The following is a 20,290-nucleotide window of genomic DNA, read 5'->3' as shown; positions in this document are numbered from 1 at the left end:
GACGCGAGCCGCTCCGGTCAGGCGTTTGCCGAATAGCCTTCAAGCTGGGTGAACAGTTGTTGGGCCAGACGGGCATTGTCTGCCGGGGCGTAGGTGAGCCAGCGGTTGCCGTCGCTGGAATCACGCGTGCTGAGCAGGTAGCGGCCGAGTTCGGTGTCGAACCACGCGAGCGACGGCAGCGCTCGCTCGTGACCATTGCCGTCGCCGACGTACGGCGTGAACTGGCCGACCGCCAGCCGCGGCTTCTCGAAGATCCGCTGCACGGCCCTGAGCTGCGGATTGTGCGTGCGCGGGCCGCTGACCCCGGCGAACGGGTCGTACGCGTCGCCCCGGACCGCCTGCTTCGACGGCCGCGCGACGGTCACCGACTGCCCGGGCGCGGCGGGTGTGAGCGGCAGCAGGTCGACGATCGCCGGGACGATGCCGGTCGGGCGGACCTCCTCGAAGGCGAACATCCCGTCCCGCTGGCAGACGAGCACCGCGAACTGGCCGTTGGACGCCACCCGCGCGAACAGCTGCTCGTCGCCGATCTTGGCCGCCGCGGACACCGCGAGGCCGGGCCGGGCGAACGTGGCGAGCGCGATCTGGACGTCGTCGTCCACGGTCCCGCGCCGCAGCAGGCCTCGTCTGTCGAGGTCACGGAAGACGGCGTCGCGCACCGCGGCGCGTTCCTCGCCGGTGATGCCGATGTGCGGCACCTCGAACGGCGCCGGCGCGCGGCCGAGCCCGAGTTCTGCCAGCAGGAGATCCACCGCTGCCGGTGACAGCGTCAACGTGTACGGCACGACCCACCCCTAAATCCGGTCTCTCCCCGGCGAAACCGTAGTCCACTCCGCGCTGTCGCGGCCATCGGCGCCAAGGGCGCGTCGTCCGGAGCGAACAGCTCCGCCGCGACGAGTTCTTCGTTGGCCTCGATCAGGCCGACCCGACCGCCGAACCGGCTGAACCTGGTCGGCCTGCACCGACGCGCCATCGACGCAGCCGTCGCGGCCGTCGGACCTCCACCTCGCCACCGAGGCCATCCTCGGCGACTCCGGAGTGGCCTGGACCGCCCCACGGCCCGCTCGACCAGGTGGCACCGGACCGGCGAGAGCGCGCAGCCGGAAGACGGCCCCGTCAATCGCGTCGTCCTGGACGACGAACGATGGGTTGCCGACCAGATCGCGAGCCCCGCACCGTCGCGGACCTGCTCGCCGAAACCGCCTGACGCGCTTCCGCTGTGAGCGGATCCGCTGTCGGCGAACCGCTCTTGCCGCCGATGATCACCCGCTGCTGCCATGGAGGCATGGCAGATCCCAAACCAGCACTGGTCCTGCACCTCTCGGCGGGCGGAGAGCCACTGATCTTCCCGCTCACCGCCGACAGTTCCGAGACAGTCCAGGAAAAGCTTCCCGACCTACTCAAACACGGCGGCGTCCACTCGCTCGAAACCCGGGACGGCAACACTGTTTCCGTGAATTTCGTCCACGTGGCAGCCGCTTATGTCGACGATCTGAGCCGAAAGGGCAAATTCGGCCTGTCCGTTTAGCGACGGGCGAGTTCGAGCAGCCCGGCGCGGATCTCCGGTCTGCTCGCGGCTACGAGCAGGAACGTCGCCTCGCGCACCAGCCGACCGGCGTGCGCCCCGGCCAGCACGGCGCGGCTGCCCGTCGCCGCGGCGAGCGCGCCCGCTGACCGGTACGCCAGGTCGGCACCGGCCGCGCGGGCGGACGGGAGCGTGGCCGGATCGGCGAGACCGGCGTTGAGCCGACGCCGGATTTCGTCCTGTTCGGAACGCAACACCGTCGCCGTTTCCTCCTCGCCGGCCGCCTCGAGCAAAGTGGCGCAACGCTCGGCCAATCCGAGCGGCGCGCACCCGTTGAGCCGTGCCGCGAACGTATTGCCTGCCACGAATTTGTCGTGGCTGACCTTGGCGAAAACCGATTCGTCGGGAATGAAGTGGTTGTCGAGCTTCAGCCGTACCGTCGCGGTGCCTTGCGCGGCCATGAGCGTCAACGGCTCGGCGACCAGGCTGTGCCCGACAATCGGCGACACCAGGGCATTGACCACCGTGTCGCCTTCGCGGCCGGACAGCTGCAGCAGGTCGATCGCGTCCCAGCCGCTCACGAACGGCGCTTCGCCGTCGAACCGATAGCCGCCGTCGACCCGCTGTACCCGCACTCTCGGTGGCGTCGGGATCACGCCCGCATACGCGACTCCCGCGCGCAGCCGTCCGCTGATCAGGTCCGGCAGATACCGCTCGCGCAGGTCCTCCCGCTCCGTCGCGGCCAGCCCGGCGACGAGGCCGTGGTGCTGCAGCCAGGTGAACGCGGTGCTCAGGCACCCGCCGGCCAGCGCTTCGAGCACGCCGGCCAACTGGTCCAGATCAACCCCGGAATCGGGCGCGGCGAGACCGTAGAAGCCTTCCTCGGCGAGCGCGTCGAAATGCGACCGCGGCACCACGCCCAGCCGGTCCACCTCGGCGGCCGCGGGAAACAACAGGTCGTCGGCGAGAGCGCGCGCACGGGAAACCAGGTCGGCCATGAAACCAAGCTACCCAAAAAGACAAAAAGGGCGTCTCGCCGAACGCGAGACGCCCTTTTCGGACCAGCTCAGGCAATCACAGCTCGTACAGCCGCTTCCAGTTGTCGCGCGAGGTCAGTTCCGGCATCGCGCGCTTGTACTGCTCCTGCACGCCCGCGCCTTCCTTGCGCAGCCGGTTGATCACCTTCGCGCCGCGCTTGGCCAGGTCGAACATCTTGACCTTGTCGTAGCTGCGCACGCGCACGCCTTCCTGCGAGGCGTCGGTCACCACGGCGGTGTCGAACAGCGCGATGTGCCACCAGTGCGCCTCGTCGATCGGCACCGCGCCGAGCCCGAAGCGGCTGCGGCCGAGCACCTTGTCGAGGATGCGCTTGATCAGCACGAGCCGCTGCATGCTCGGCCGCGGCGCGCTGTTGATGATGCCGATGTCGTTGGACGCGATGCCCGGCACGTCAGTGGCCTTGTGCCGCTTGGTCTCCGGGTACGCGTCGCGGATCCGGCGGATCTCCTTCATCGCCTCGACGCCGCCGTCGCGCAGGACCTCCGGGCCCTCCAGGAAGTCCTCGACCGCCTTGATCAGCGTCGCGGACAGGCCGTACTGCATGCCGAGCAGGTAGCGCACCAGCTGCGCCATCAGCACGCGGGAGAGCAGGTTCAGGTTGAACGGCGAGTGCAGCGCGGCGGTGATGATCGAGTTGCGCAGGTTGAAGTACCGGTGCCACTCGTCCCAGTCCTTCCAGTGGAAGTCCGCGTGCCACACGCCGGCGCCCGGCAGGGTCACCGTGGGGAAGCCGTATTCGCGGGCGCGGTAGGAGTACTCCGCGTCGTCCCACTGGAAGAAGAACGGCAGCGGGTAGCCGATGGCCTTGACGACCTCGTACGGGATCAGGCACGACCACCAGCCGTTGTACCCGGCGTCGAGGCGGCGTTCCTGGCGGTTCGGGTTGCCGTCCTCGTCGACGCCGAGCAGGTCCGCGGTGGACAGCGAGTGCTGCACCGGCTGCCCCGGCTCCAGCGTGTTCAGCCGGGCGTACTCGGCCCCGACGTGCAGCTGGTTCGGGTGCAGCAGGTTGAGCATCTGGCCGCCGACGATGATCGGGTTGGCCGAGCGGTTGGAGAACGCCGTCATCCGCACGACGAGGTCCGGCTCGAGCAGCACGTCGTCGTCCATGAACAGCACGTTCGCGTGTTCGGTCGCGGTGTGCCCGGCCACCTCGTACAGGCCGCGGGTGAAGCCGCCTGCCCCGCCGAGGTTCGGCTGCTTGATGTAGTGCAGCTTCTCGCCGAGGCCCTTCGCGACCTGCTCGAAGCCCTCGCGCGATTCGACCAGGTCGGTGCCCTGGTCGGCGACGTAGATGGCGTCGAGGGTGTCGAGCGAGGACACGTCCGCGGCGAGCGCCTGGAGGTTCTTCAGGCAGTCGTCGGCGCGGTTCATCGTGCAGATGGTGACCGCGGTCGGGCGGATCGTCTCCGGCGCGTCAACGGTCCAGCGGACCTGCTCGACCCGCAGCGTCTGGCCGCCCTCGGTCTCGAGGTCGAGCCACAGCGCGCCGCCGTCGTAGAACTTGTCCAGCTTGCCGGTCAGCTCGACCTTGGCGCTCTTCTCGCCGGAGATCTGCTTCGCGTCGACCACCCGCGGGTCGCCGAGCATGTCGGACGCGCCGAGCGACAGCAGCCCGTCGCCGGTGACGACGGCTTCGAGCTTCACCTCGGTCGCCGTGGTCCAGCGCTGCCAGTAGCTCGCCGGGAAGCGGCCGAAGTAGGTGTTGCCGGTGACCTTCGCGGACGGTTCGAGCGTCACGCTGCCGCGGTCACGCTGGGCGTTGCCCTGCACGACCTCGGCGTACATGTCCTTGCTGACGATCGGAGCCGGCCCGGCGTACAGCCCGCGCTGGGCCGTGAGCCTGCCTTCGGGGGCGTGTTCGGCGAACCGCGTCTCGCCTGCGGGGGCCGCCTCCGCGACCGGGGCTGCTTTACCGGGCATCGAACTCAGTTCTCCTTTACCGGCCGTACACGGAACACGACCCACTTGAGCATCACGAAATTGATCACAGTTGCCGTTGCCTGGGACACCACCCAGGCCAGCGTGGCCTTCCACCCCGACTCCGGAAGCGTGTGCAGCATGAGCTGGTTCACGCCGACGGCGACGAAGAAGGTGACGGCGTACAGCAGAACGAAGCTGCCGACCTGGGCGTTCCCGCCGCGCCGCCCGTCGGCGAACGTGAAGCGCCGGTTCAGGAAGAACGCCGTGGTCGTGCCGACGACGAAACTGATCGCGCGCGCGACGTCCACCCACGGGGTGGCGTCCATGCCGACCGCTCGCAGCAGCGAGTACGTGCCCAGGTCGAGCAGGGCGCAGAAGCCGCCGATCACCCCGAACCGGATCAGCTGGCCCAGCAGCCCAGGCCCGGTAGACCCCGGCTGCGCTTGGTCACTCTGCGGTTCTGTAGCCACCACTTGGAATACCTTCTCGGCCTATTGCGTCAGTGTCCGTATTACCCACTTCGACGCTCGGACGCTTGTGCCTTGATGCGCAAAGTGTAGAAGCGGGCACTTCAGGGTCACGTTCCGGGCGGTGTTCGGCGTGGCTACCCTGGTCCGCGTGACCCAAGCACCCGAGACACAGCGCCGCACGCTCACCGGCTGGGGCCGCACCGCCGGGACCGTCGCCGACGTGCTGAGCACGCGCGACGTCGAGGCGATCGCCCGCGCCGTCACCTCCGCAGGCCCGCGCGGGGTCATCGCTCGCGGCCTCGGCCGGTCCTACGGCGACCCGGCGCAGAACGCGGGCGGCCTGGTCGTCGACATGACCGTGCTCGACCGCATCCACTCGATCGACCCGGACTCCGGCCTGGTCGACCTCGACGCCGGCGTCAGCCTGGACAAGCTGATGCGCGAGGCGCTGCCGTACGGCCTGTGGGTCCCGGTCCTGCCGGGCACCCGCCAGGTGACGATCGGCGGCGCGATCGCCAACGACATCCACGGCAAGAACCACCACTCGGCGGGCAGCTTCGGCAACCACGTGGTGTCGATGGACCTGCTCACCGCCGACGGATCCGTGCGCACGCTCACCCCGGAGGGCCCGGATTCGGAGCTGTTCTGGGCGACGGTGGCGGGAATCGGGCTCACCGGGATCATCGTCCGCGCGACGGTGCGGATGAAGAAGACGGAAACGGCGTACTTCTACGTGGACGCCGACCGCACCTCGAACCTCGACGAGACCCTCGGGCTCTTCACCGATGGTTCAGACCTCAACTACGACTACTCGATGTCGGTGCCGGACCTGATCTCGTCCGACAGCCGCCTCGGCCGCGCCACGTTCTCCCGCGGTTCGCTCGCGAAGCTCGACCAGCTGCCGCCGAAGCTGCGCGCCAACCCGTTGAAGTTCGACGCGCCGCAGCTGCTGACGCTGCCGGACGTGTTCCCCAACGGGCTCGGCAACAAGGTCACCTTCGGCTTGATCAACGAGCTGTGGCAGAAGACTGTGCCCAAGAAGGGCGCGCGCGGCAAGATCCAGAACCTCACGCAGTTCTATCACCCCCTCGACATGCTGAGCGAGTGGAACCGCGCGTACGGCAACAAGGGCTTCCTGCAGTACCAGTTCTCCGTGCCGTTCGGCGCGGAAGACCAGCTCAAGGGCATCTGCCGGGCGATCTCGCGGTCCGGGCACTACTCGTTCCTGAACGTGTTCAAGCGGATGGGCGACTCGAACCCGGCTCCGATGTCCTGGCCGACACCGGGCTGGATGCTGAGCGTCGATTTCCCGATCAAGAACGGGCTCAGCCGGTTCTGCGAGGAAATGGACGAGATGGTCCTGGACGCGAACGGCCGCCTCTACACCGCGAAGGACTCGCGCACCTCGCCCGAGACCTTCGCGAAGATGTACCCGCGGCTGGAGGAGTGGCGCAAGGTGCGCGCTTCCGTTGACCCCGAAGGCGTTTTCGCCTCTGACATGAGCCGGAGGCTCGCACTGTGATCGACGCGGTCGGTAACCCCCAGTCCCTGCTGCTGCTCGGCGGCACGTCCGACATCGCGCTGGCGATCGCGGAGAAGTACCTCGCGGAGAAGCCGCTGCGGGTCGTGCTGGCCGGGCGTCCTTCGCCGCGGCTGGAGGAAGCCGCGCAGCGCCTGAAGGATCTCGGCGCCGAGGTGTCCACTGTGGCCTTTGACGCCAAGGACCTCGCCTCCCACCCGAAGGTGCTGGACGAGGCGTTCGCCGGCGGCGACATCGACGTCACGGTGGTCGCGTTCGGGCTGCTCGGCGAGGCCGAGGAGCTGTGGCAGGACCACGGCAAGGCCGTTGAGCTGGCGACGGTCAACTACACCGCCGCGGTGTCGGTCGGCGTGGCGCTGTCGGAGAAGCTGAAGGCCCAGGGCCACGGCAAGGTCATCGCGCTGTCGTCGGTGGCGGGCGAGCGGGTTCGCCGGTCGAACTTCGTCTACGGCTCGACCAAGGCCGGTTTCGACGGCTTCTACCTCGGTCTCGGCGAGGCGCTCGCGCCGCACGGCGTGCAGGTCACCGTCGTCCGGTCGGGCCAGGTCAAGACCAAGATGACCGCCGGGATGAAGGACGCTCCGCTGACCCGGACCGCCGAGCAGGTCGCCGACGTCGCGGTCGAGGCCGCGCGCAAGGGCAAGGAGCTCGTCTGGTCGCCGTCGGAGTTCCGGCTGGTGATGTCGATCCTGCGGCACGTGCCGCGGCCGATCTTCCGCAAGCTCCCGGTCTGACGTTTTCCGGCCCGGCCTCCACCGTTCGGTGGATGCCGGGCTGACCAGCTCGACGATGCCCGGAGGGTGCCCGCGCGCCGAAACTCGGGTGCATGGGGAACGAATTCCGCTCGTCGCTCGCCGCGCTGCTGATCGACCTCGGCGCGCCAGTCGGCGGGTATTACCTGCTCCGGGCCTTCGATGTCCCGCCAGTGTGGGCGCTGCTGCTCAGCGGCTTGCCGCCCGCGCTGCGCGTGCTGTACACGCTGGTCACCCGGCGTCGCGTGGACGGGATCGGCCTGCTCGTCCTGATGTTCCTGGCTGTCGGTCTGGCCACGACGCTGATGACCGGCGACGCCCGCCTGATGCTCGTGCGCGGAGCCTGGTTCAGCACTCTGGCCGGCTTCTGGCTGCTCGCGAGCCTGGTCGTCGGCCAGTACCCGACGACCTATCAAGCGGCCCGCGCCCTGCTGCCCGGCCGCGGCTCCCGGCTGGACTCGGCCTGGGAGGAGCGGCCGTCGTTCCGCCGGGCGTGGCGGACTCTGACCGTGGTCTGGGGCGTCGGCAGCCTGGTCCACAGTGGACTGAGCATCGGGATGGCGTACACGCTGCCGGTCGACGACGTTCCCGCGCTCGATGCCGGGCTGTCGATCGCGTTCTTCGTCGGATTGCAGGTGATCACCCAGATCCTGCTGCTCCGCGAGGGCACCCTGCGCGAGGTGCTTCGACCGTCCACAGTGGACTAGTCGCCGCCCGTCGGCGGCCGCAGCCCGTCCACCAGCCGGGCCGGGTTCACGCCGAGACCGGCGGCGAACTTGAGCAGGTTGTGCAGATTGATGTTGCGCAGCCCGCGTTCGACCTGACTGACGAACGTCCAGTGCACCCCGGCCAGTTCGGCCAGCTGTTCCTGACTCAGCCCCGCGTCGTTGCGAAATTCGCGCACGCGCTCGCCAATGGTGCGAGTCGCGGCGGAGAGCGGAGGCTTGGCCATCGTCGGTTAATCACACACGTCTACCGCCGCCAAGGCCAGAGCAGAAATGTTTAGAGCATTTATGCCTATAGCGTTCGCGTCTTACCAGCGGCGGCTTTTACCGGCCTGTTCGCAATTGCAGACACCGACACCGCACGGGGTGTTCAATCGACTACCGTGCTAATGACGATTGCGAAAGCCGGGGCCGAGGGGGCGCAGGTGCGGGAGGACGTCGATCGGCCGGTGACCCTGCCCGTCGAAGCATTGTCCGCCGTCTGGGAGATGCTCGACCTCGGACAACAGCATCCGATGCTGCGCGCGAACCGGGTCTGGGTCAAAACCGGTGCGCAGCGCGAACTTCACGACGCCACCGTCAATCTCCTCGCGCGACTCGGCCTCGCGGACGACAACGCACCGTCCGGGTATTTGCGCACCGTCCTGCGAGTGCTCGCCTACGCCGAACGCGAGTACTTCGCCTGGTCGGCATTGCGCGGCGGAATCCAGCGGACCGCCGTGGTCGCGCAACGCGAACAAGCCGCGATTCTGGTATCCGCACAGGACGGCCTGGTCGAAATCCAACCCGCCGCCCCGACCCGCCTGGCCACGACGCTATTCGGCACCCTTCCGCAAATCCCCGGCGCGCCAGTCCGCTCCGTCTCGGTAACGCCCGCGTCGGACACGGCCCCGGATCCGTTCGACGAAACCAACAGCCACGAATATCTCGCCTCGACCCTGAATCAGCCGGCGGAAGCGACCCACGAGCTCTACGTCGCCCGGCGCGCGAACGGCAAGCACCTCACCGGCGGCCCAATCCTCGCCGCCGACGTTAAATCCGGCCGCATTCTCACCTACCGAACGACCGACGGCCGGACCGAACTCATCCCCGGCACTCCTCGCGCGATCGTGAAGATCCTGAACGACACCTTCGCCGCCCTTTAGCCCAGCACGATTAGCCCAGCACGACCGGGCAATGCGGATTCGGCGCCTCCGCCAATTCGATCATCGCCTCGAGCCGCTCACGTGTGCGCTCGAGACCGGAGATGTACTCGTCCAGCCGGGCTTTCTCGGCGCGCAGCCGATCGCGCGATTCCGGCGTGCTGACGCCCGCGTGCAAGCACGGCATCAACTCGCGGATAGTCGCGCTGGACAGCCCGGCCGCGTAGAGCTGCTGGATCAACCCCACCCACGACACCGCGTCGTCGCCGTACCGGCGCTGCCCGCCGGACGTGCGCGTCGACTCGAGCAGCCCTTGCTGCTCGTAGTAGCGCAGCGAACGCACGCTGACCCCGGCGCGCTCCGCCACCTCGCCGATCCGCATCTCCCAGCCTCCGACGTGATCCGCACAACAAACACGAGAACCTGACACCGACGTCAGGATCCAGGATAGCCGTTGTCCCCTTCCGACGGCTTTTCCAGGAGAACGCTCATGCAGATCGCAGGCTCAACCGCGCTGGTCACCGGTGCCGGACGCGGACTCGGCACCCATTTCGTCCAGGCTCTGCTGGCCCGCGGCGCGGCGAAGGTCTACGCCACCGCACGCCGCCCAGTCGACCTCGACGGTGCCGTGTCCCTGCGGCTGGACGTGACCGATCCCGACTCGATCGCGGCCGCCGCAGCCACTGCCCCGGACGTCGACCTGCTGATCAACAACGCCGGAATCGCCGGCTTCACCGACCTGGTGACCGGCGACCTTGCCGAGATTCGCCGGGAAATGGAGACGAATTTCTTCGGCCCGCTGCGGGTAATCCGCGCATTCGCGCCAGGCTTGAAAGATGGCGCGGTTCTGAACGTTCTGTCGGTCCTTTCCTGGGCGACCTACCCGGGCTCGGCGGGATACGCGGCGTCGAAAGCGGCCGCGTGGAGCCTGACCAACTCGGTGCGGCTGGAACTGCTGTCCCAGCGCACGCTGGTGAGCGGCCTGGTCATGGCCAGCACCGACACCGACATGATGGCGGGCTTCGACATCCCGAAGAACGACCCGGCCGAGGTCGTCCGGCTCGCGCTGGACGGCCTCGAAGCGGGAGAAATCGAGATCATCGCGGACGCGGACAGCTCGAGCGTGAAAGCCGGGCTGTCCGAGCATCCGACGGTTTTGTATCCAGCGCTACTGGGTGAGTGAGGTCTGGCGGGCAGGGATTCTGCGCGAAAGGCTTGATCAATTCCCGGGGCCAGATCCGGTGTTGCCGCCATTCCCGTTGCCGAACCCGGGACCGTTGTTCTGGTCGCCGCCGTTCTGGCCGTTCGGAACGCGGTGCCGCTGGCCGGGGCCGCCGTCGTTGAAGCGGTGGCCGCCCTGGTGCTGGCTCATCCCGGGGTGGTGGGTCGCGGCCATGACGCCGCCGACGATTCCGCCGCCCACGGCCAAGCCAAGGACTCCCACCGCGACCAGTTGCGTCGCCCGGTGGGCTACGAACCGGCGGAAGCCGCTCTGCCTCGGCGGCGGCAGCGGCATGCCCCACGGGCCGGGTTGAGTGAATTGGCCGGGCTGAGGCGGCTGCTGAGCGGCCGGACCGGGCTGCTGACCCGCTTGACCCGCCTGTTTGGCGGAGGATGCGGGTTGGCCCGTCTGTTCGGCGGACGGCGCGGGCTGGCCTAGCTGGCTAGTCTGTTCGGCAGACGGCACCGGCTGGCCCAATTGGCTGGTCTGCTCCGCGGACGGCGCGGGCTGACCAAGCTGACTGGTCTGCTCGGCGGACGGCACCGGCCGACTCGGCTGAGGGCCTTCCCCGGCCGCCCCCGGCTGACCAGCCGAACCGGCCGAAGCGTCTGCACCAGCGGAAGCTCCACCCAGGTCCCCGGTCCGGCCGAACTGTTCAGTCGGTTCCTGCCCGGCGGGCTCGCCAGGCGAGGGGTTCTCGTTGTCGTTCATCGTCGGTCCTCCGGGCTGAGCGGGTGGGAGGCGGGGTGTCCCGGCTCCCACCCCCGAGGGTGACCGTCGATGCTGTGGAGAAGCTGAATCCCAGCTGTTTAAATCCGCGCGCCGTTCACAGGTAGAACGACAGGAACAGGGTCACGACCCAGGTCGCGCCGAGCACCTGCAGCACGCGGTCCTTCAGGGCGATCTCGTCGGGCGCGCCGGCGTTGCCGCCGTCCACGTCGACCGCGTAGCGGAGCACCGCGATCACGAACGGGACCATCGACACGACCGCCCACACCGAGTTGTGCTCGGCCTGGCGGATCTCGAACGCCCACAGGCAGTAGGACATGATCAGGATCGCCGCGGACGTCGCCCACACGAAGCGCAGGTAGCTCGCCGAGTACTTCTTCAGCGAGGACCGGATCTTCGCCCCGGTGCGCTCGAACAGCATGATCTCCGCGTACCGCTTGCCCGCCACCATGAACAGCGAGCCGAACGCCGTGACCAGCAGGAACCACTGCGACATCGCGATGCCGCCGGCGACACCGCCCGCCACCGAGCGCATCAGGAAGCCCGAGCCGACGATCGCCAGGTCCACCACCGGCTGGTGCTTCAGGCCGAAGCAGTAGCCGAGCTGGACGGCTTCGTAGACCGCCAGCACGATCGCCAGCCGCCAGTCCGCCGCGAACGACACGGCGAGACCGGCCAGGAAGAACACCACGGCCGAGGCGTAGGCCACCGGGACCGGGACGATGCCGGCCGCGATCGGGCGGTTGCGCTTCGTCGGGTGGGCCCGGTCGGCCTCGACGTCGACGGCGTCGTTGATCAGGTAGACTGACGAGGCGGTGAGCGAGAACGCCACGAAGGCGATCAGCGCGTCGATGACCAGCTCGGTCCGGTTCGTCGCCTTCGAGAACGCGAAGAACGGCGCCGCGAAGACGAGGACGTTCTTCACCCACTGCTTCGGCCGCGCGGTTTTGATCACCCCGAGCACGAGGCCCACTGGGCTCGGGCCGGAGCTGACGGCCGGGGCAGCCGGGGTCGAAGCCGGAGCCTCGGCCTTCTCGGACTTCTCGGTTTCTTCGGCCACGTCGGTCTTCTCGGCAGCCGATTCCGTCGCTTGCGCGGATTCGGCCGTACCGGACGCGTCTTCGGTTCGCTCGTCGGTCGTTTCGCTCATCGCTTCTTGGTCAGCTTCCGTCGGATCAGACCGCCGACTGCGCCTCCCAGGGCGGCTCCGGCCAGAACGTCTGTCGGATAGTGAACGCCGAGCAGCAGCCTCGAGGCGAGCATCGGCGGTACCAGGGCGGGGACCAGGTTACGCCCGGTCAATCCGGAGTAGAGCACCGCCGCCGCTGTCGTCGACGTCGCGTGCGACGACGGGAAGCTCAGCTTGCTCGGCGTGCCGACCAGAACCTCCACGCTGGGATGGTCCGGACGGCGCCGCCGCACAACGCGCTTCACGGCGATCGACGCGGCGTGCGCGCCCACCACTCCGGCGGACGCGACCAGCCAGTCCTTGCGCCGGTCGCGGTCCACCGCCGCTCCGAGCAAGCCCAGCGCGAACCATCCCGCGCTGTGCTCCCCGAACAGCGACATTCCCCGCGCGACCTGCACCGTGCCCGGCTTCTTCAGCACCTTCTGGGTGCGGGAGAGCACGGCCACCTCACCGCGCGGGGTGTCTTTCTCAAGCATCGATCGACCCATCCAGCGGCGCACCGTCGGTGAAGTGCGGGGCGATCTTGTTGTCGAACACCGAAAGCGCCGACCCGATCGCCATGTGCATGTCGAGGTACTTGTACGTGCCCAGCCGTCCGCCGAACAGCACGTTCTTCTCGCGCGCCTCGTTCTTCGCCAGCTCGCGGTAGCTTTCCAGCTTCTCGCGGTTCTCGGCGGTGTTGATCGGGTAGTACGGCTCGTCGTCTTCCTTCGCGAAGCGGGAGTACTCGCGGAAGATGACGGTCTTGTCCTTCGGGTAGTCCCGCTCCGGGTGGAAGTGGCGGAACTCGATGATCCGGGTGTAGGGGACCTCTTCGTCGTTGTAGTTGACGACCGAGGTGCCCTGGAAGTCCCCCGTCTGGGCGACCTCGGACTCGAAGTCGACGGTGCGCCAGGTGAACCGGCCCGCCGAGTAGTCGAAGTAGCGGTCCAGCGGCCCGGTGTAGACGGTCGGGATGCCCGCCGGGATGTGCTCGCGGACGTCGAAGTAGTCGACGTTCAGCCGGATCTCGATGTTCTCGTGCTCGGCCATCTTCTCGAGCCACGCGGTGTAGCCGTTGACCGGCAGACCCTCGTAGGTGTCGTTGAAGTACCGGTTGTCGAAGGTGTAGCGGACCGGCAGCCGGTTGATGATGTTCGTGCCGAGGTTCTTCGGGTCGTTCTCCCACTGCTTCGCGGTGTAGCCGCGGATGAACGCCTCGTAGAGGGGACGGCCGATCAGGGAGATCGCCTTCTCCTCGAGGTTCTGCGCGTCCTCGGTCCGGAACTCGGCGGCCTGCTTCGCGATCAGCTCGCGCGCCTCGTCCGGCGTGTGCGACTTGCCGAAGAACTGGTTGATCAGGCCGAGGTTCATCGGGAACGAGTAGACCTGGTCCTTCACCCGGGCGAAGACCCGGTGCTGGTACCCGGTGAACTCGGTGAAGCGGTTGACGTAGTCCCACACCCGCTTGTTGGACGTGTGGAACAGGTGCGCGCCGTAGCGGTGCACCTCGATGCCCGTTTCGGGCTCGACCTCGGAGTAGGCGTTGCCCCCGAGGTGGTGGCGGCGCTCGAGGACCAGGACCTTCTTGCCCAGCTCGGCCGCGGCCCGTTCGGCGATGGTCAGGCCGAAGAAACCGGACCCGACGACGACGAGGTCGTAACCGCGAAAGTCGTCTTCAGTAATCTTGGCGGAGTTCGTGTGCTCGCTCACGGGCGCTCAGGGTACGCAGTCGCGCGACCGCCTCCCGAACCGACCTCGGCATCCCGCCGGGTTTTACCCGCACTACACAAGTGAGAAGCATGCCTGCACCAGACACCTTCTGGACTTATTTCGGCGCGGTCGCCACTTACCTGGCCGTGCTGGTGGTCCCGGGCGGCATCATCGGAAGGGCCGCGGGAGTGCGCGGCTGGGCCCTGGCCGGACTAGCGCCGCTGCTCAGCTACGCCGTCACCGGCCTTGGCGGGCCCTGGCTGGCGGCTGTCGGCCTCCCCTACAACGTCCTCACCGCCGCGGCCTGCACTTTGCTGCTGGCGGGGATCGCGTGGGGGATCCGCAGGCTCTGCCTCGTGCGCGGCTGGATCAAACCCGGCGCGGAGGAGCCCCCGGTCGTCTGGAGCAAGCGGGCGCACTGGTCGGTCGCCGCGTGCGTGGTGGTGGCGACCGCGCTGTCGATCGCCGTGGTGCTGGCCGCGCGCGGCGGGACGACGGCGGTCTTCCAGCGCTGGGACACCGTCTACCACGCGAACGGCATCCGCTACATCGCCGACACCGGCGACGGCTCGCTCATCGGCATGAGCAAGATCAACTGGTACCCGGACGGTTCGTTCTACCCGAACGGCTATCACCTGGTCGCCGCGCTGGTTTACCAGATCTCCGGGACGAGCATCCCGGTCACGCTGAACGCCGTCACCATGCCGGTCGCGGGCATTTTCGCGCTGTCGATGGTCGCCCTGGTCCGCCAGATGGGCGGCCGTGCGGTCTTCGCGGGCTGCGCGGCTCTCATCGCCGCCGCGGCCACTACGGGCGCGTACGAGTCGGTGTCGAGCGGCCTGCTGCCGTACGCGCTGGGCGTCGTCCTGACGCCGCTCATGGTGGTCTCGCTGCAGCGCTTCCTCGTACGCCCAGGCGTCGACACCGGCCTAGTGCTCGCGCTCACCGTGGACGGCTTGCTAGTTGCGCATTCGAGCGCACTGTTCGGCGGCACGCTCTTCGCCGCGCCACTAGTGCTGCAGCGCTGGTATCGGTCGCTTCGCGGGCTTCAAGTGGACGGCGTGCCCGAAGGGCGCAACGGGCTGCGCGTGATCGGCGGCGACATCGTGCGCACAGTGCCGGTCATGGTGATCGCGCTCGCGCTCGCCTCCTTGCAGATCCTGGGCGCGATCGGCTTCACCAACGGCGCGTACCCGTACCAGCCGTGGAACTCGGACCTACCGGTCATGTCCGCGCTGAACATGCTCGCCACCTTCCAGCAGGTGCTGCACAAACCGCAGCTCTGGCTCACCGTGCTGCTCCTGGTCGGCGTGCTGAGCTTCCGCTCGCTCGGCAGGCTGCGCTGGCTGATGGTGTCCGCGATCGGGCTGTCCGGCCTGTTCGTGCTGGTCACGTCCTACGGCGCGTCGCCGCTGGTGATCTCGCTGTCGCGGCCGTGGTGGAACGACCGGTTCCGGCTGATGGCGCTGGCCGCGATCCCGCTGTGCCTGCTCGCCGGGCACGGCATGGCGGAGCTGCAGCGCTGGATCGCGCAGCTGATCCGCTCGGTCAGCTGGGCGAAGGCGCGGCCGAAGGTGGTGTCGCGGCTCGGGGTCGCGGCGGCGGCGGTCGTCGTGGCCTTGACCGCGGTGTTCACCGGCGGTTTCTACCGCACCGCGAACGCCACCGCGGTGTCGTTCCTGTACTACAACGGGCCGGAGGGCGAGGTCACGCCGCCGGTCAGCCCGGACGAGATCGCGGCCATGGACTTCCTCGGCCGGATGGGCATCCCGGCGGACCAGAAGGTGCTGAACGACCGGCTGGACGGCACCGCGTGGATGTACGCGCTGACCGGTGTGCACCCAGTGGCGGGCCACTACGACGGCGGCGGCCCGATCTCGCCGGACGCGGCATATCTGGCGCTGCACTTCCGCGATTACGACCTCGACCTGCGCGTACGCCAGGCGGTGCAGCGGCTGAAGGTGCACCACGTGCTGGTGGGCAGCGGCTCGATCGCCAAGGACGCGCCGCTCTCCCCCGGGCTGCGCGACCTCCGGGGCAGCGACTTCCTGCGCCTCGTGTACGACAATCCCGGCGCGCAGATCTACACGATCATCAAGTGAAACTCGTGACCGCGGCCTCCCCGCCGCGGTCACGAGGCATCACTCGGCCTTGAGGCCCGGAAGCACTTCTTCGACGACCTTTTCCAGCACCGACTCGTGGCCCTCGTACGGCCCGCTCGAACGCGGCCAGTGCGCGATGACGTCGGAGAAGCCCAGCTCACGGGCCCGCTCGGTGGCCTCGCGGAACGCCGCGACGCTGCTGAGCGAGAACACCGGCGCCGCGTCGAGGCTCAGGTACCGCTGGATGCCCGCCGGCTCGCGACCGGCCGCTTCGAGCCGCTGGTCGAACGTGCGGACCAGCTCCGCGATACCGGTCCACCACTCGTCGAGGGTGTCCCCGCCGCGGCCGGTGGTGACCCAGCCCGCGCCGAACCGCGCGGCCAGCGTCATGGTGCGCGGGCCGTTGGCCGCGACCAGGAACGGCAGCCGAGGGCGCTGCACCGTGCCGGGCAGATTCCGCGCACCGCGCGCGGAGTAGTACTCGCCGGAGAAGTCGAAGTTGTCGGTCATCAGCAGCCCGTCGAGGGCCTCGACGAACTCGGTGAAGCGGTCGACCCGCTGCCGCGCGGTCAGCTCCGGCGCGGCGAGCACCTGTGCGTCGTAGCGCGAACTGTCCACGCCCGCGCCGACGCCAAGCACGAACCGTCCGTCGGACACGTCGTCCAGGGTGATCAGCTCGCGCGCGAACGGCACGGGATGCCGCGCGACCGGCGAGGCGACGAAGGTGCCCAGCCGGATCGTGGAGGTGACCATGGCGGCCGCGGTGAGGGTGGGGACCGCGGAGAACCACGGCCCGTCGACCAGCGATCGCCAGCCGAGATGGTCGTAGGTCCACGCGTGGTCGAAGCCGTACTCCTCGGCCGCGCGCCATTTCGGTTCGGCCGCCCACCAGCGGTCTTCAGGGAGAATTACGATGCCTGCTCGCACGAGGCCGACCGTAACGTCCAGCACTGACATTCGCTCGAACGGGCGGCGACCGGGAGAATGGGACGCGTGGAGAAACCCCGGTTGATCGCGTCCGATGTCGACGGCACCCTGCTCGGCCCCAGTGAAAAAGTGACGCCGCGCACGGTGTCGGTCGTCCAGCGGGTCCTGGCCGACGACGTGCCGTTCGTGCTGTGCACCGGCCGCCCGCCGCGCTGGATCGCACCGATCGCCGGGCCGCTCGGGCTGACCGGGTACGCGGTGTGCGCCAACGGCGCCGTGCTGCTCGACATCGGAGCCGATTCGGTGGTCGCGGTGCACGGCGAACTCGAGCCGGTGCTGCTGCACGACCTGGCCTCCGCGCTCGACAAGGCGCTGCCCGGCTGCCGGCTGGCCGCGGAACGGATCGGCACCGGCTCGGTCGATCACGAACTGCGCAATTTCGTGATCGAGCCGGAGTACCACAACCCGTGGGGCGACGAGGAGAGCCGGATCGCGCCGCGCGCCGAGGTGCTCGGGAAGACCGCGATCAAGCTGCTGGTCAGCCGCCGAGGGATGACGTCGGAGGAGATGGCCGAAGCGGTGCGCGCGGTGCTCGACGGCGCGGTGGACGTCACGTACTCGTCCTCGGGCGGGCTGATCGAACTGTCCGCGCACGGCGTGACCAAGGCGACCGGGCTCGCGGACATCGCCGAACGCTTCGACGTGCCCCAGTCGTCGGTGATCGCCTTCGGCGACATGCCCAACGACGTCGAGATGCTGCAGTGGGCCGGACACGGCGTCGCGATGGCCAACGGCCACCCGACGGTGCTGGCGGTGGCGGACGAGGTGACCGGCCCGGCCGCGGAGGACGGGGTGGCGCAGGTGCTGGAGCGCTGGTTCTAAGCGCTTCCTAGCGGCGGTCGAGCGCCGCGGCTTCCTCAGGCGTCGGTGCGCTGCCGCCGAGGTGCGCGGGCAGCCACCAGCGTTCGGCGTCGCTCTCCGGGGCCTCCGGGTACTCCGCCTGCGCCTTTTCCAGCAGCTCCGACATCCGGGCGCGCAGGTCCGTCGTCAGCGCTTCGCACGAGTCGTCCGGGCCGGGGCGCATCGGCTCGCCGATCACCACCGAAATCGGCACGTGCCGGCGGGTGAGGTCCTTCGGACGGCCCTTCGTCCACAGCCGCTGCGTGCCCCACAGCGCCATCGGGATCACCGGGACCCCCGCCTCGGCGGCCATCCGGACCGCGCCGGTCTTGATGTCCTTCACGGTGAACGACCGGCTGATCGTGGCCTCCGGGAAGACGCCGACGACCTCGCCCGCGCGCAGCCGCGCCACCGCCTCGTCGTAGGACGCCTGCCCGGCGACGCGGTCCACCGGGATGTGGTGCATGCCGCGCATCAGCGGACCGGCGACCGGGTTGCTGAAGATCTCCTGCTTGGCCATGAACCGCACCAGCCGCTTCGCCGGACGGGCGCCGAGGCCGCAGTAGATGAAGTCCAGGTAGCTGACGTGCGTGCAGGCGAGCACCGCGCCGCCGCGGGCGGGCACGTGCTCGGCCCCGGTCACCCGGAGCCGGTTGTCGAGCAGCCGGAACATCAGCCGCGCGGCAACCAGGACGGGCGGGTACACGAGATCAGCCATGCGACCCAGGTTACGGGACCGTAGGTTTCCCGCCGGTAAGTCGCGCGGGTCGGCTCCGCCACACTTCAGGGGCAGGACACGTAGTGGAAGTCGGGGGCGCGATCGAGCTCGTCGACGAGCCGGCTCGCGTCGTCGGCGCGCGGGTAGACCGAGATCCAGAACGGCGTCCCGGTGCGCCGGAAGGTCGCGACGCGGTACCAGGCGGGCAGGTCATCGGCACAATCCTGGCGACTGGCGTACCCCGAACGGCCGGGCACGGCGAGCGTCGACCGTTCCGCGTCCAGCCCGACCACCAGCACCTTCGACCCGGCGCGGCTCGCGAGCAGTCCCGGCGACCCGGCGCTCACGACGGATCCCGGCGGCAGGTAGCGGGCGAGCCAGTCGCCGACCTCGGCCAGCTGCGCACCCTGCGTGCTCCAGGCCTGGACACGCGCCAGCACCTCGGGGCTGAACACGGAGACCGCCACCGCGACCCCGGTCAGCGCCGCGGTGACCGCCGGAACCGCCCTGGAAACCGCACGCGGCCTCGGCACCGGGGTGAGGGCACCGCATCCGGCCACCGCGACGACCGCCAGCAACGGCGGTACCGGCACGAGCAGCCGCCACGAAAGTCCCGGATCCTCCTCGAAGAGCACCACGAACGCGGCGTGCCCGGCGGCGAGCGCCAGCAGCAACCACAACGCAGGCCGGGCTCCCGCCGCGCGTCCCCGGTTCGCCACCAATCCCGCCACGACCACGGCCGGGACGAGGAAACCTAAGTGCGCCAAGGCGAAGCCGCCCAGGTACGGCCAGTCGGGGCCGGGCGGCAGGCTCGAATCGGGCACGAAACGGTCGTAGTAGGTGACGCGCCAAGCCGTCCACGGAGCCAGGAACACCAGCGCGCCCAGCACAAAACCGACCGGCGCCCACCAGGTGTGCCGCCCGCGCGCCGCAGCGAAAACGAGCCACCCCGCGCCGACGACAGCCAGCACGAGCCCTTCCGGCCGCGTCATCACCGCGCTGGCCACGAGCACCCCGGCAACCAACGGCCGGCCCACCACCAACGCGTACGAGACACAGAGCACAAGCAACGCGAACATCGGCAGCTCAGTGCCCGAAAGCCCGTACACCGCGAGCCCGTTCGCCCCCGCGGTCAGCAGCGCCGCCGCGACCCCGACCGCGCGCCAGGGCTCGACTCCTTCCGGCAACGCGAGCGCGGCAATGCGATTGGCGAGGAAATACGCCATCAGCACGCAGCCCAACGCGGCCGCGCCACTCAATACGACGGCTCCGGCCGGCACTTCCGCACCGAATGCCCCGCGCGGCAATGCGATCGCCACGAGCCAGAGGAAATTCGCGTATGTCTCGCTGCGATCGCCGGTGTTGAAAACGGGCCCAATGCCGTCAGCGATGTTCTGCGCGTACCGGAAACTGACGTACGCGTCCTCGGTGGCAGTGGCGAACAACAGCTGATGCGACAGCGAAAACCCGAGAACGAGAAGAAGAACCGCGACCCGCCACCGCCGGTCCTGCCCCATCCGCCGCCAAGCGGCGACGACCAGCGCGGCCAGCGCCAGCCATCCCCCCACGACCGCGTAAACCACGCGCCCCCAGCCTCCCGCGCCCCTCACCCGTCCGGCCGACTCCTGGCGGACCGCTCCTCACCAGTTCCAGTCAAGCGCGCGGCCGCGCTCCG

At 69.1% G+C, this 20,290-nt stretch carries 21 protein-coding genes; 8 read left to right on the top strand and 13 right to left on the bottom strand.

Annotated features, from left to right (window positions below; genetic code table 11):
• Positions 1-17: 17 nt before the first annotated feature.
• A complete protein-coding gene (locus tag ACZ7SW_RS03880) occupies positions 18-785 on the bottom strand; it encodes an ESX secretion-associated protein EspG (RefSeq protein ID WP_470228885.1) in 768 nt (255 codons plus the stop codon).
• A 500-nt stretch (positions 786-1,285) separates the two neighbouring features.
• Between ACZ7SW_RS03880 and ACZ7SW_RS03875 the strand changes: the two genes are divergently transcribed.
• Positions 1,286-1,528, top strand: coding sequence for a hypothetical protein (locus ACZ7SW_RS03875; RefSeq protein ID WP_344282872.1), 243 nt, complete (start codon positions 1,286-1,288; stop codon positions 1,526-1,528).
• Here the strand turns inward: ACZ7SW_RS03875 and ACZ7SW_RS03870 are convergent.
• The 3 genes from ACZ7SW_RS03870 to ACZ7SW_RS03860 form a co-directional block, all read right to left on the bottom strand.
• Positions 1,525-2,523 (bottom strand): acyl-CoA dehydrogenase family protein, encoded by a 999-nt coding sequence (locus ACZ7SW_RS03870; protein WP_470228884.1) that lies wholly within the window; start codon positions 2,521-2,523, stop codon positions 1,525-1,527. The genes ACZ7SW_RS03875 and ACZ7SW_RS03870 overlap by 4 nt on opposite strands.
• A gap of 76 nt (positions 2,524-2,599) precedes the next feature.
• Positions 2,600-4,507 carry a glycosyltransferase gene (locus ACZ7SW_RS03865; protein ID WP_470228883.1) on the bottom strand — a complete coding sequence of 636 codons (1,908 nt, stop codon included), beginning with the start codon at positions 4,505-4,507 and terminating at the stop codon, positions 2,600-2,602.
• A 5-nt stretch (positions 4,508-4,512) separates the two neighbouring features.
• On the bottom strand, positions 4,513-4,980 hold the full coding sequence (locus tag ACZ7SW_RS03860; protein WP_470228882.1) for a GtrA family protein: 468 nt from the start codon (positions 4,978-4,980) through the stop codon (positions 4,513-4,515).
• Positions 4,981-5,125: 145 nt separating this feature from the next.
• Between ACZ7SW_RS03860 and ACZ7SW_RS03855 the strand changes: the two genes are divergently transcribed.
• From ACZ7SW_RS03855 to ACZ7SW_RS03845, 3 genes are all read left to right on the top strand, one after another.
• Positions 5,126-6,499 (top strand): FAD-binding protein, encoded by a 1,374-nt coding sequence (locus tag ACZ7SW_RS03855; protein WP_470228881.1) that lies wholly within the window; start codon positions 5,126-5,128, stop codon positions 6,497-6,499.
• Positions 6,496-7,251 (top strand): decaprenylphospho-beta-D-erythro-pentofuranosid-2-ulose 2-reductase, encoded by a 756-nt coding sequence (locus ACZ7SW_RS03850; protein ID WP_470228880.1) that lies wholly within the window; start codon positions 6,496-6,498, stop codon positions 7,249-7,251. The genes ACZ7SW_RS03855 and ACZ7SW_RS03850 overlap by 4 nt, the downstream gene beginning before the upstream one ends.
• 92 nt (positions 7,252-7,343) lie before the next feature.
• Positions 7,344-7,976, top strand: coding sequence for a VC0807 family protein (locus ACZ7SW_RS03845; protein ID WP_470228879.1), 633 nt, complete (start codon positions 7,344-7,346; stop codon positions 7,974-7,976).
• Here ACZ7SW_RS03845 and ACZ7SW_RS03840 read toward each other — a convergent pair.
• Entirely contained in the window at positions 7,973-8,221 is a 249-nt protein-coding gene (locus ACZ7SW_RS03840; protein WP_470228878.1) for a helix-turn-helix domain-containing protein, read from the bottom strand. The two genes, ACZ7SW_RS03845 and ACZ7SW_RS03840, sit on opposite strands and share 4 nt — an antisense overlap.
• Positions 8,222-8,383: 162 nt before the next feature.
• On the opposite strand from ACZ7SW_RS03840, the gene ACZ7SW_RS03835 reads away from it, so the two are divergent.
• On the top strand, positions 8,384-9,139 hold the full coding sequence (locus ACZ7SW_RS03835; protein ID WP_470228877.1) for an ESX secretion-associated protein EspG: 756 nt from the start codon (positions 8,384-8,386) through the stop codon (positions 9,137-9,139).
• 10 nt (positions 9,140-9,149) lie between these two features.
• Here the strand turns inward: ACZ7SW_RS03835 and ACZ7SW_RS03830 are convergent, their stop codons facing one another.
• Positions 9,150-9,518: a MerR family transcriptional regulator gene (locus ACZ7SW_RS03830; RefSeq protein ID WP_470228876.1), complete on the bottom strand. Its 369-nt coding sequence runs from the start codon at positions 9,516-9,518 to the stop codon at positions 9,150-9,152.
• A gap of 108 nt (positions 9,519-9,626) precedes the next feature.
• Between ACZ7SW_RS03830 and ACZ7SW_RS03825 the strand changes: the two genes are divergently transcribed.
• Entirely contained in the window at positions 9,627-10,319 is a 693-nt protein-coding gene (locus ACZ7SW_RS03825; RefSeq protein ID WP_470228875.1) for an SDR family oxidoreductase, read from the top strand.
• Positions 10,320-10,355: 36 nt separating this feature from the next.
• Here ACZ7SW_RS03825 and ACZ7SW_RS03820 read toward each other — a convergent pair whose 3' ends face one another.
• The 4 genes from ACZ7SW_RS03820 to glf all read right to left on the bottom strand — a co-directional run bounded on the left by ACZ7SW_RS03820 (position 10,356) and on the right by glf (position 13,968).
• The gene (locus ACZ7SW_RS03820; RefSeq protein WP_470228874.1) at positions 10,356-10,652 is read right to left on the bottom strand and encodes a hypothetical protein; all 297 of its coding nucleotides are present in this window, start codon (positions 10,650-10,652) and stop codon (positions 10,356-10,358) included.
• A 532-nt stretch (positions 10,653-11,184) separates the two neighbouring features.
• Positions 11,185-12,237, bottom strand: a complete 1,053-nt coding sequence (locus ACZ7SW_RS03815; protein ID WP_470228873.1) for a decaprenyl-phosphate phosphoribosyltransferase — start codon at positions 12,235-12,237, stop codon at positions 11,185-11,187.
• Positions 12,234-12,752 carry a phosphatase PAP2 family protein gene (locus tag ACZ7SW_RS03810; RefSeq protein ID WP_470228872.1) on the bottom strand — a complete coding sequence of 173 codons (519 nt, stop codon included), beginning with the start codon at positions 12,750-12,752 and terminating at the stop codon, positions 12,234-12,236. Before ACZ7SW_RS03810 ends, ACZ7SW_RS03815 begins: the two co-directional genes overlap by 4 nt.
• On the bottom strand, positions 12,745-13,968 hold the full coding sequence (glf, locus tag ACZ7SW_RS03805) for a UDP-galactopyranose mutase (protein ID WP_470228871.1): 1,224 nt from the start codon (positions 13,966-13,968) through the stop codon (positions 12,745-12,747). Before glf ends, ACZ7SW_RS03810 begins: the two co-directional genes overlap by 8 nt.
• An 89-nt stretch (positions 13,969-14,057) precedes the next feature.
• Here glf and ACZ7SW_RS03800 point away from each other — a divergent pair, with 89 nt between their 5' ends.
• Positions 14,058-16,070 carry a DUF6541 family protein gene (locus ACZ7SW_RS03800; RefSeq protein ID WP_470228870.1) on the top strand — a complete coding sequence of 671 codons (2,013 nt, stop codon included), beginning with the start codon at positions 14,058-14,060 and terminating at the stop codon, positions 16,068-16,070.
• Positions 16,071-16,109: 39 nt separating this feature from the next.
• Here the strand turns inward: ACZ7SW_RS03800 and ACZ7SW_RS03795 are convergent, their stop codons facing one another.
• Entirely contained in the window at positions 16,110-16,997 is an 888-nt protein-coding gene (locus tag ACZ7SW_RS03795) for an LLM class flavin-dependent oxidoreductase (RefSeq protein ID WP_470228869.1), read from the bottom strand.
• A 57-nt stretch (positions 16,998-17,054) separates the two neighbouring features.
• Here ACZ7SW_RS03795 and ACZ7SW_RS03790 point away from each other — a divergent pair, with 57 nt between their 5' ends.
• Complete coding sequence (locus ACZ7SW_RS03790) at positions 17,055-17,879, top strand: HAD family hydrolase (RefSeq protein WP_470228868.1); 825 nt, start codon at positions 17,055-17,057, stop codon at positions 17,877-17,879.
• A 7-nt stretch (positions 17,880-17,886) separates the two neighbouring features.
• Here the strand turns inward: ACZ7SW_RS03790 and ACZ7SW_RS03785 are convergent, their stop codons facing one another.
• Together ACZ7SW_RS03785 and ACZ7SW_RS03780 are read right to left on the bottom strand one after the other, a co-directional pair.
• A complete protein-coding gene (locus ACZ7SW_RS03785; protein ID WP_470228867.1) occupies positions 17,887-18,615 on the bottom strand; it encodes a lysophospholipid acyltransferase family protein in 729 nt (242 codons plus the stop codon).
• A 65-nt stretch (positions 18,616-18,680) separates the two neighbouring features.
• A complete protein-coding gene (locus ACZ7SW_RS03780; protein WP_470228866.1) occupies positions 18,681-20,198 on the bottom strand; it encodes a hypothetical protein in 1,518 nt (505 codons plus the stop codon).
• Between the last annotated feature and the right edge of the window lie 92 nt (positions 20,199-20,290).

The organism is Amycolatopsis sp. NPDC114484, assembly GCF_055633755.1.
Note: the sequence above shows the minus strand (reverse complement) of the source record. Positions and strands in the feature narration are given on the sequence as shown.

Coding starts and splice junctions, on each gene's coding strand:
- ACZ7SW_RS03820 (WP_470228874.1), bottom strand. CDS start 10,652: ATGCCGCTGCCGCCGCCGAGGCAGAGCGGCTTCCGCCGGTTCGTAGCC.
- ACZ7SW_RS03790 (WP_470228868.1), top strand. CDS start 17,055: ATGGGACGCGTGGAGAAACCCCGGTTGATCGCGTCCGATGTCGACGGC.
- ACZ7SW_RS03875 (WP_344282872.1), top strand. CDS start 1,286: ATGGCAGATCCCAAACCAGCACTGGTCCTGCACCTCTCGGCGGGCGGA.
- ACZ7SW_RS03830 (WP_470228876.1), bottom strand. CDS start 9,518: ATGCGGATCGGCGAGGTGGCGGAGCGCGCCGGGGTCAGCGTGCGTTCG.
- ACZ7SW_RS03835 (WP_470228877.1), top strand. CDS start 8,384: ATGACGATTGCGAAAGCCGGGGCCGAGGGGGCGCAGGTGCGGGAGGAC.
- ACZ7SW_RS03800 (WP_470228870.1), top strand. CDS start 14,058: ATGCCTGCACCAGACACCTTCTGGACTTATTTCGGCGCGGTCGCCACT.
- ACZ7SW_RS03865 (WP_470228883.1), bottom strand. CDS start 4,507: ATGCCCGGTAAAGCAGCCCCGGTCGCGGAGGCGGCCCCCGCAGGCGAG.
- ACZ7SW_RS03870 (WP_470228884.1), bottom strand. CDS start 2,523: ATGGCCGACCTGGTTTCCCGTGCGCGCGCTCTCGCCGACGACCTGTTG.
- ACZ7SW_RS03815 (WP_470228873.1), bottom strand. CDS start 12,237: ATGAGCGAAACGACCGACGAGCGAACCGAAGACGCGTCCGGTACGGCC.
- ACZ7SW_RS03785 (WP_470228867.1), bottom strand. CDS start 18,615: ATGGCTGATCTCGTGTACCCGCCCGTCCTGGTTGCCGCGCGGCTGATG.
- ACZ7SW_RS03810 (WP_470228872.1), bottom strand. CDS start 12,752: ATGCTTGAGAAAGACACCCCGCGCGGTGAGGTGGCCGTGCTCTCCCGC.
- ACZ7SW_RS03825 (WP_470228875.1), top strand. CDS start 9,627: ATGCAGATCGCAGGCTCAACCGCGCTGGTCACCGGTGCCGGACGCGGA.
- ACZ7SW_RS03845 (WP_470228879.1), top strand. CDS start 7,344: ATGGGGAACGAATTCCGCTCGTCGCTCGCCGCGCTGCTGATCGACCTC.
- ACZ7SW_RS03840 (WP_470228878.1), bottom strand. CDS start 8,221: ATGGCCAAGCCTCCGCTCTCCGCCGCGACTCGCACCATTGGCGAGCGC.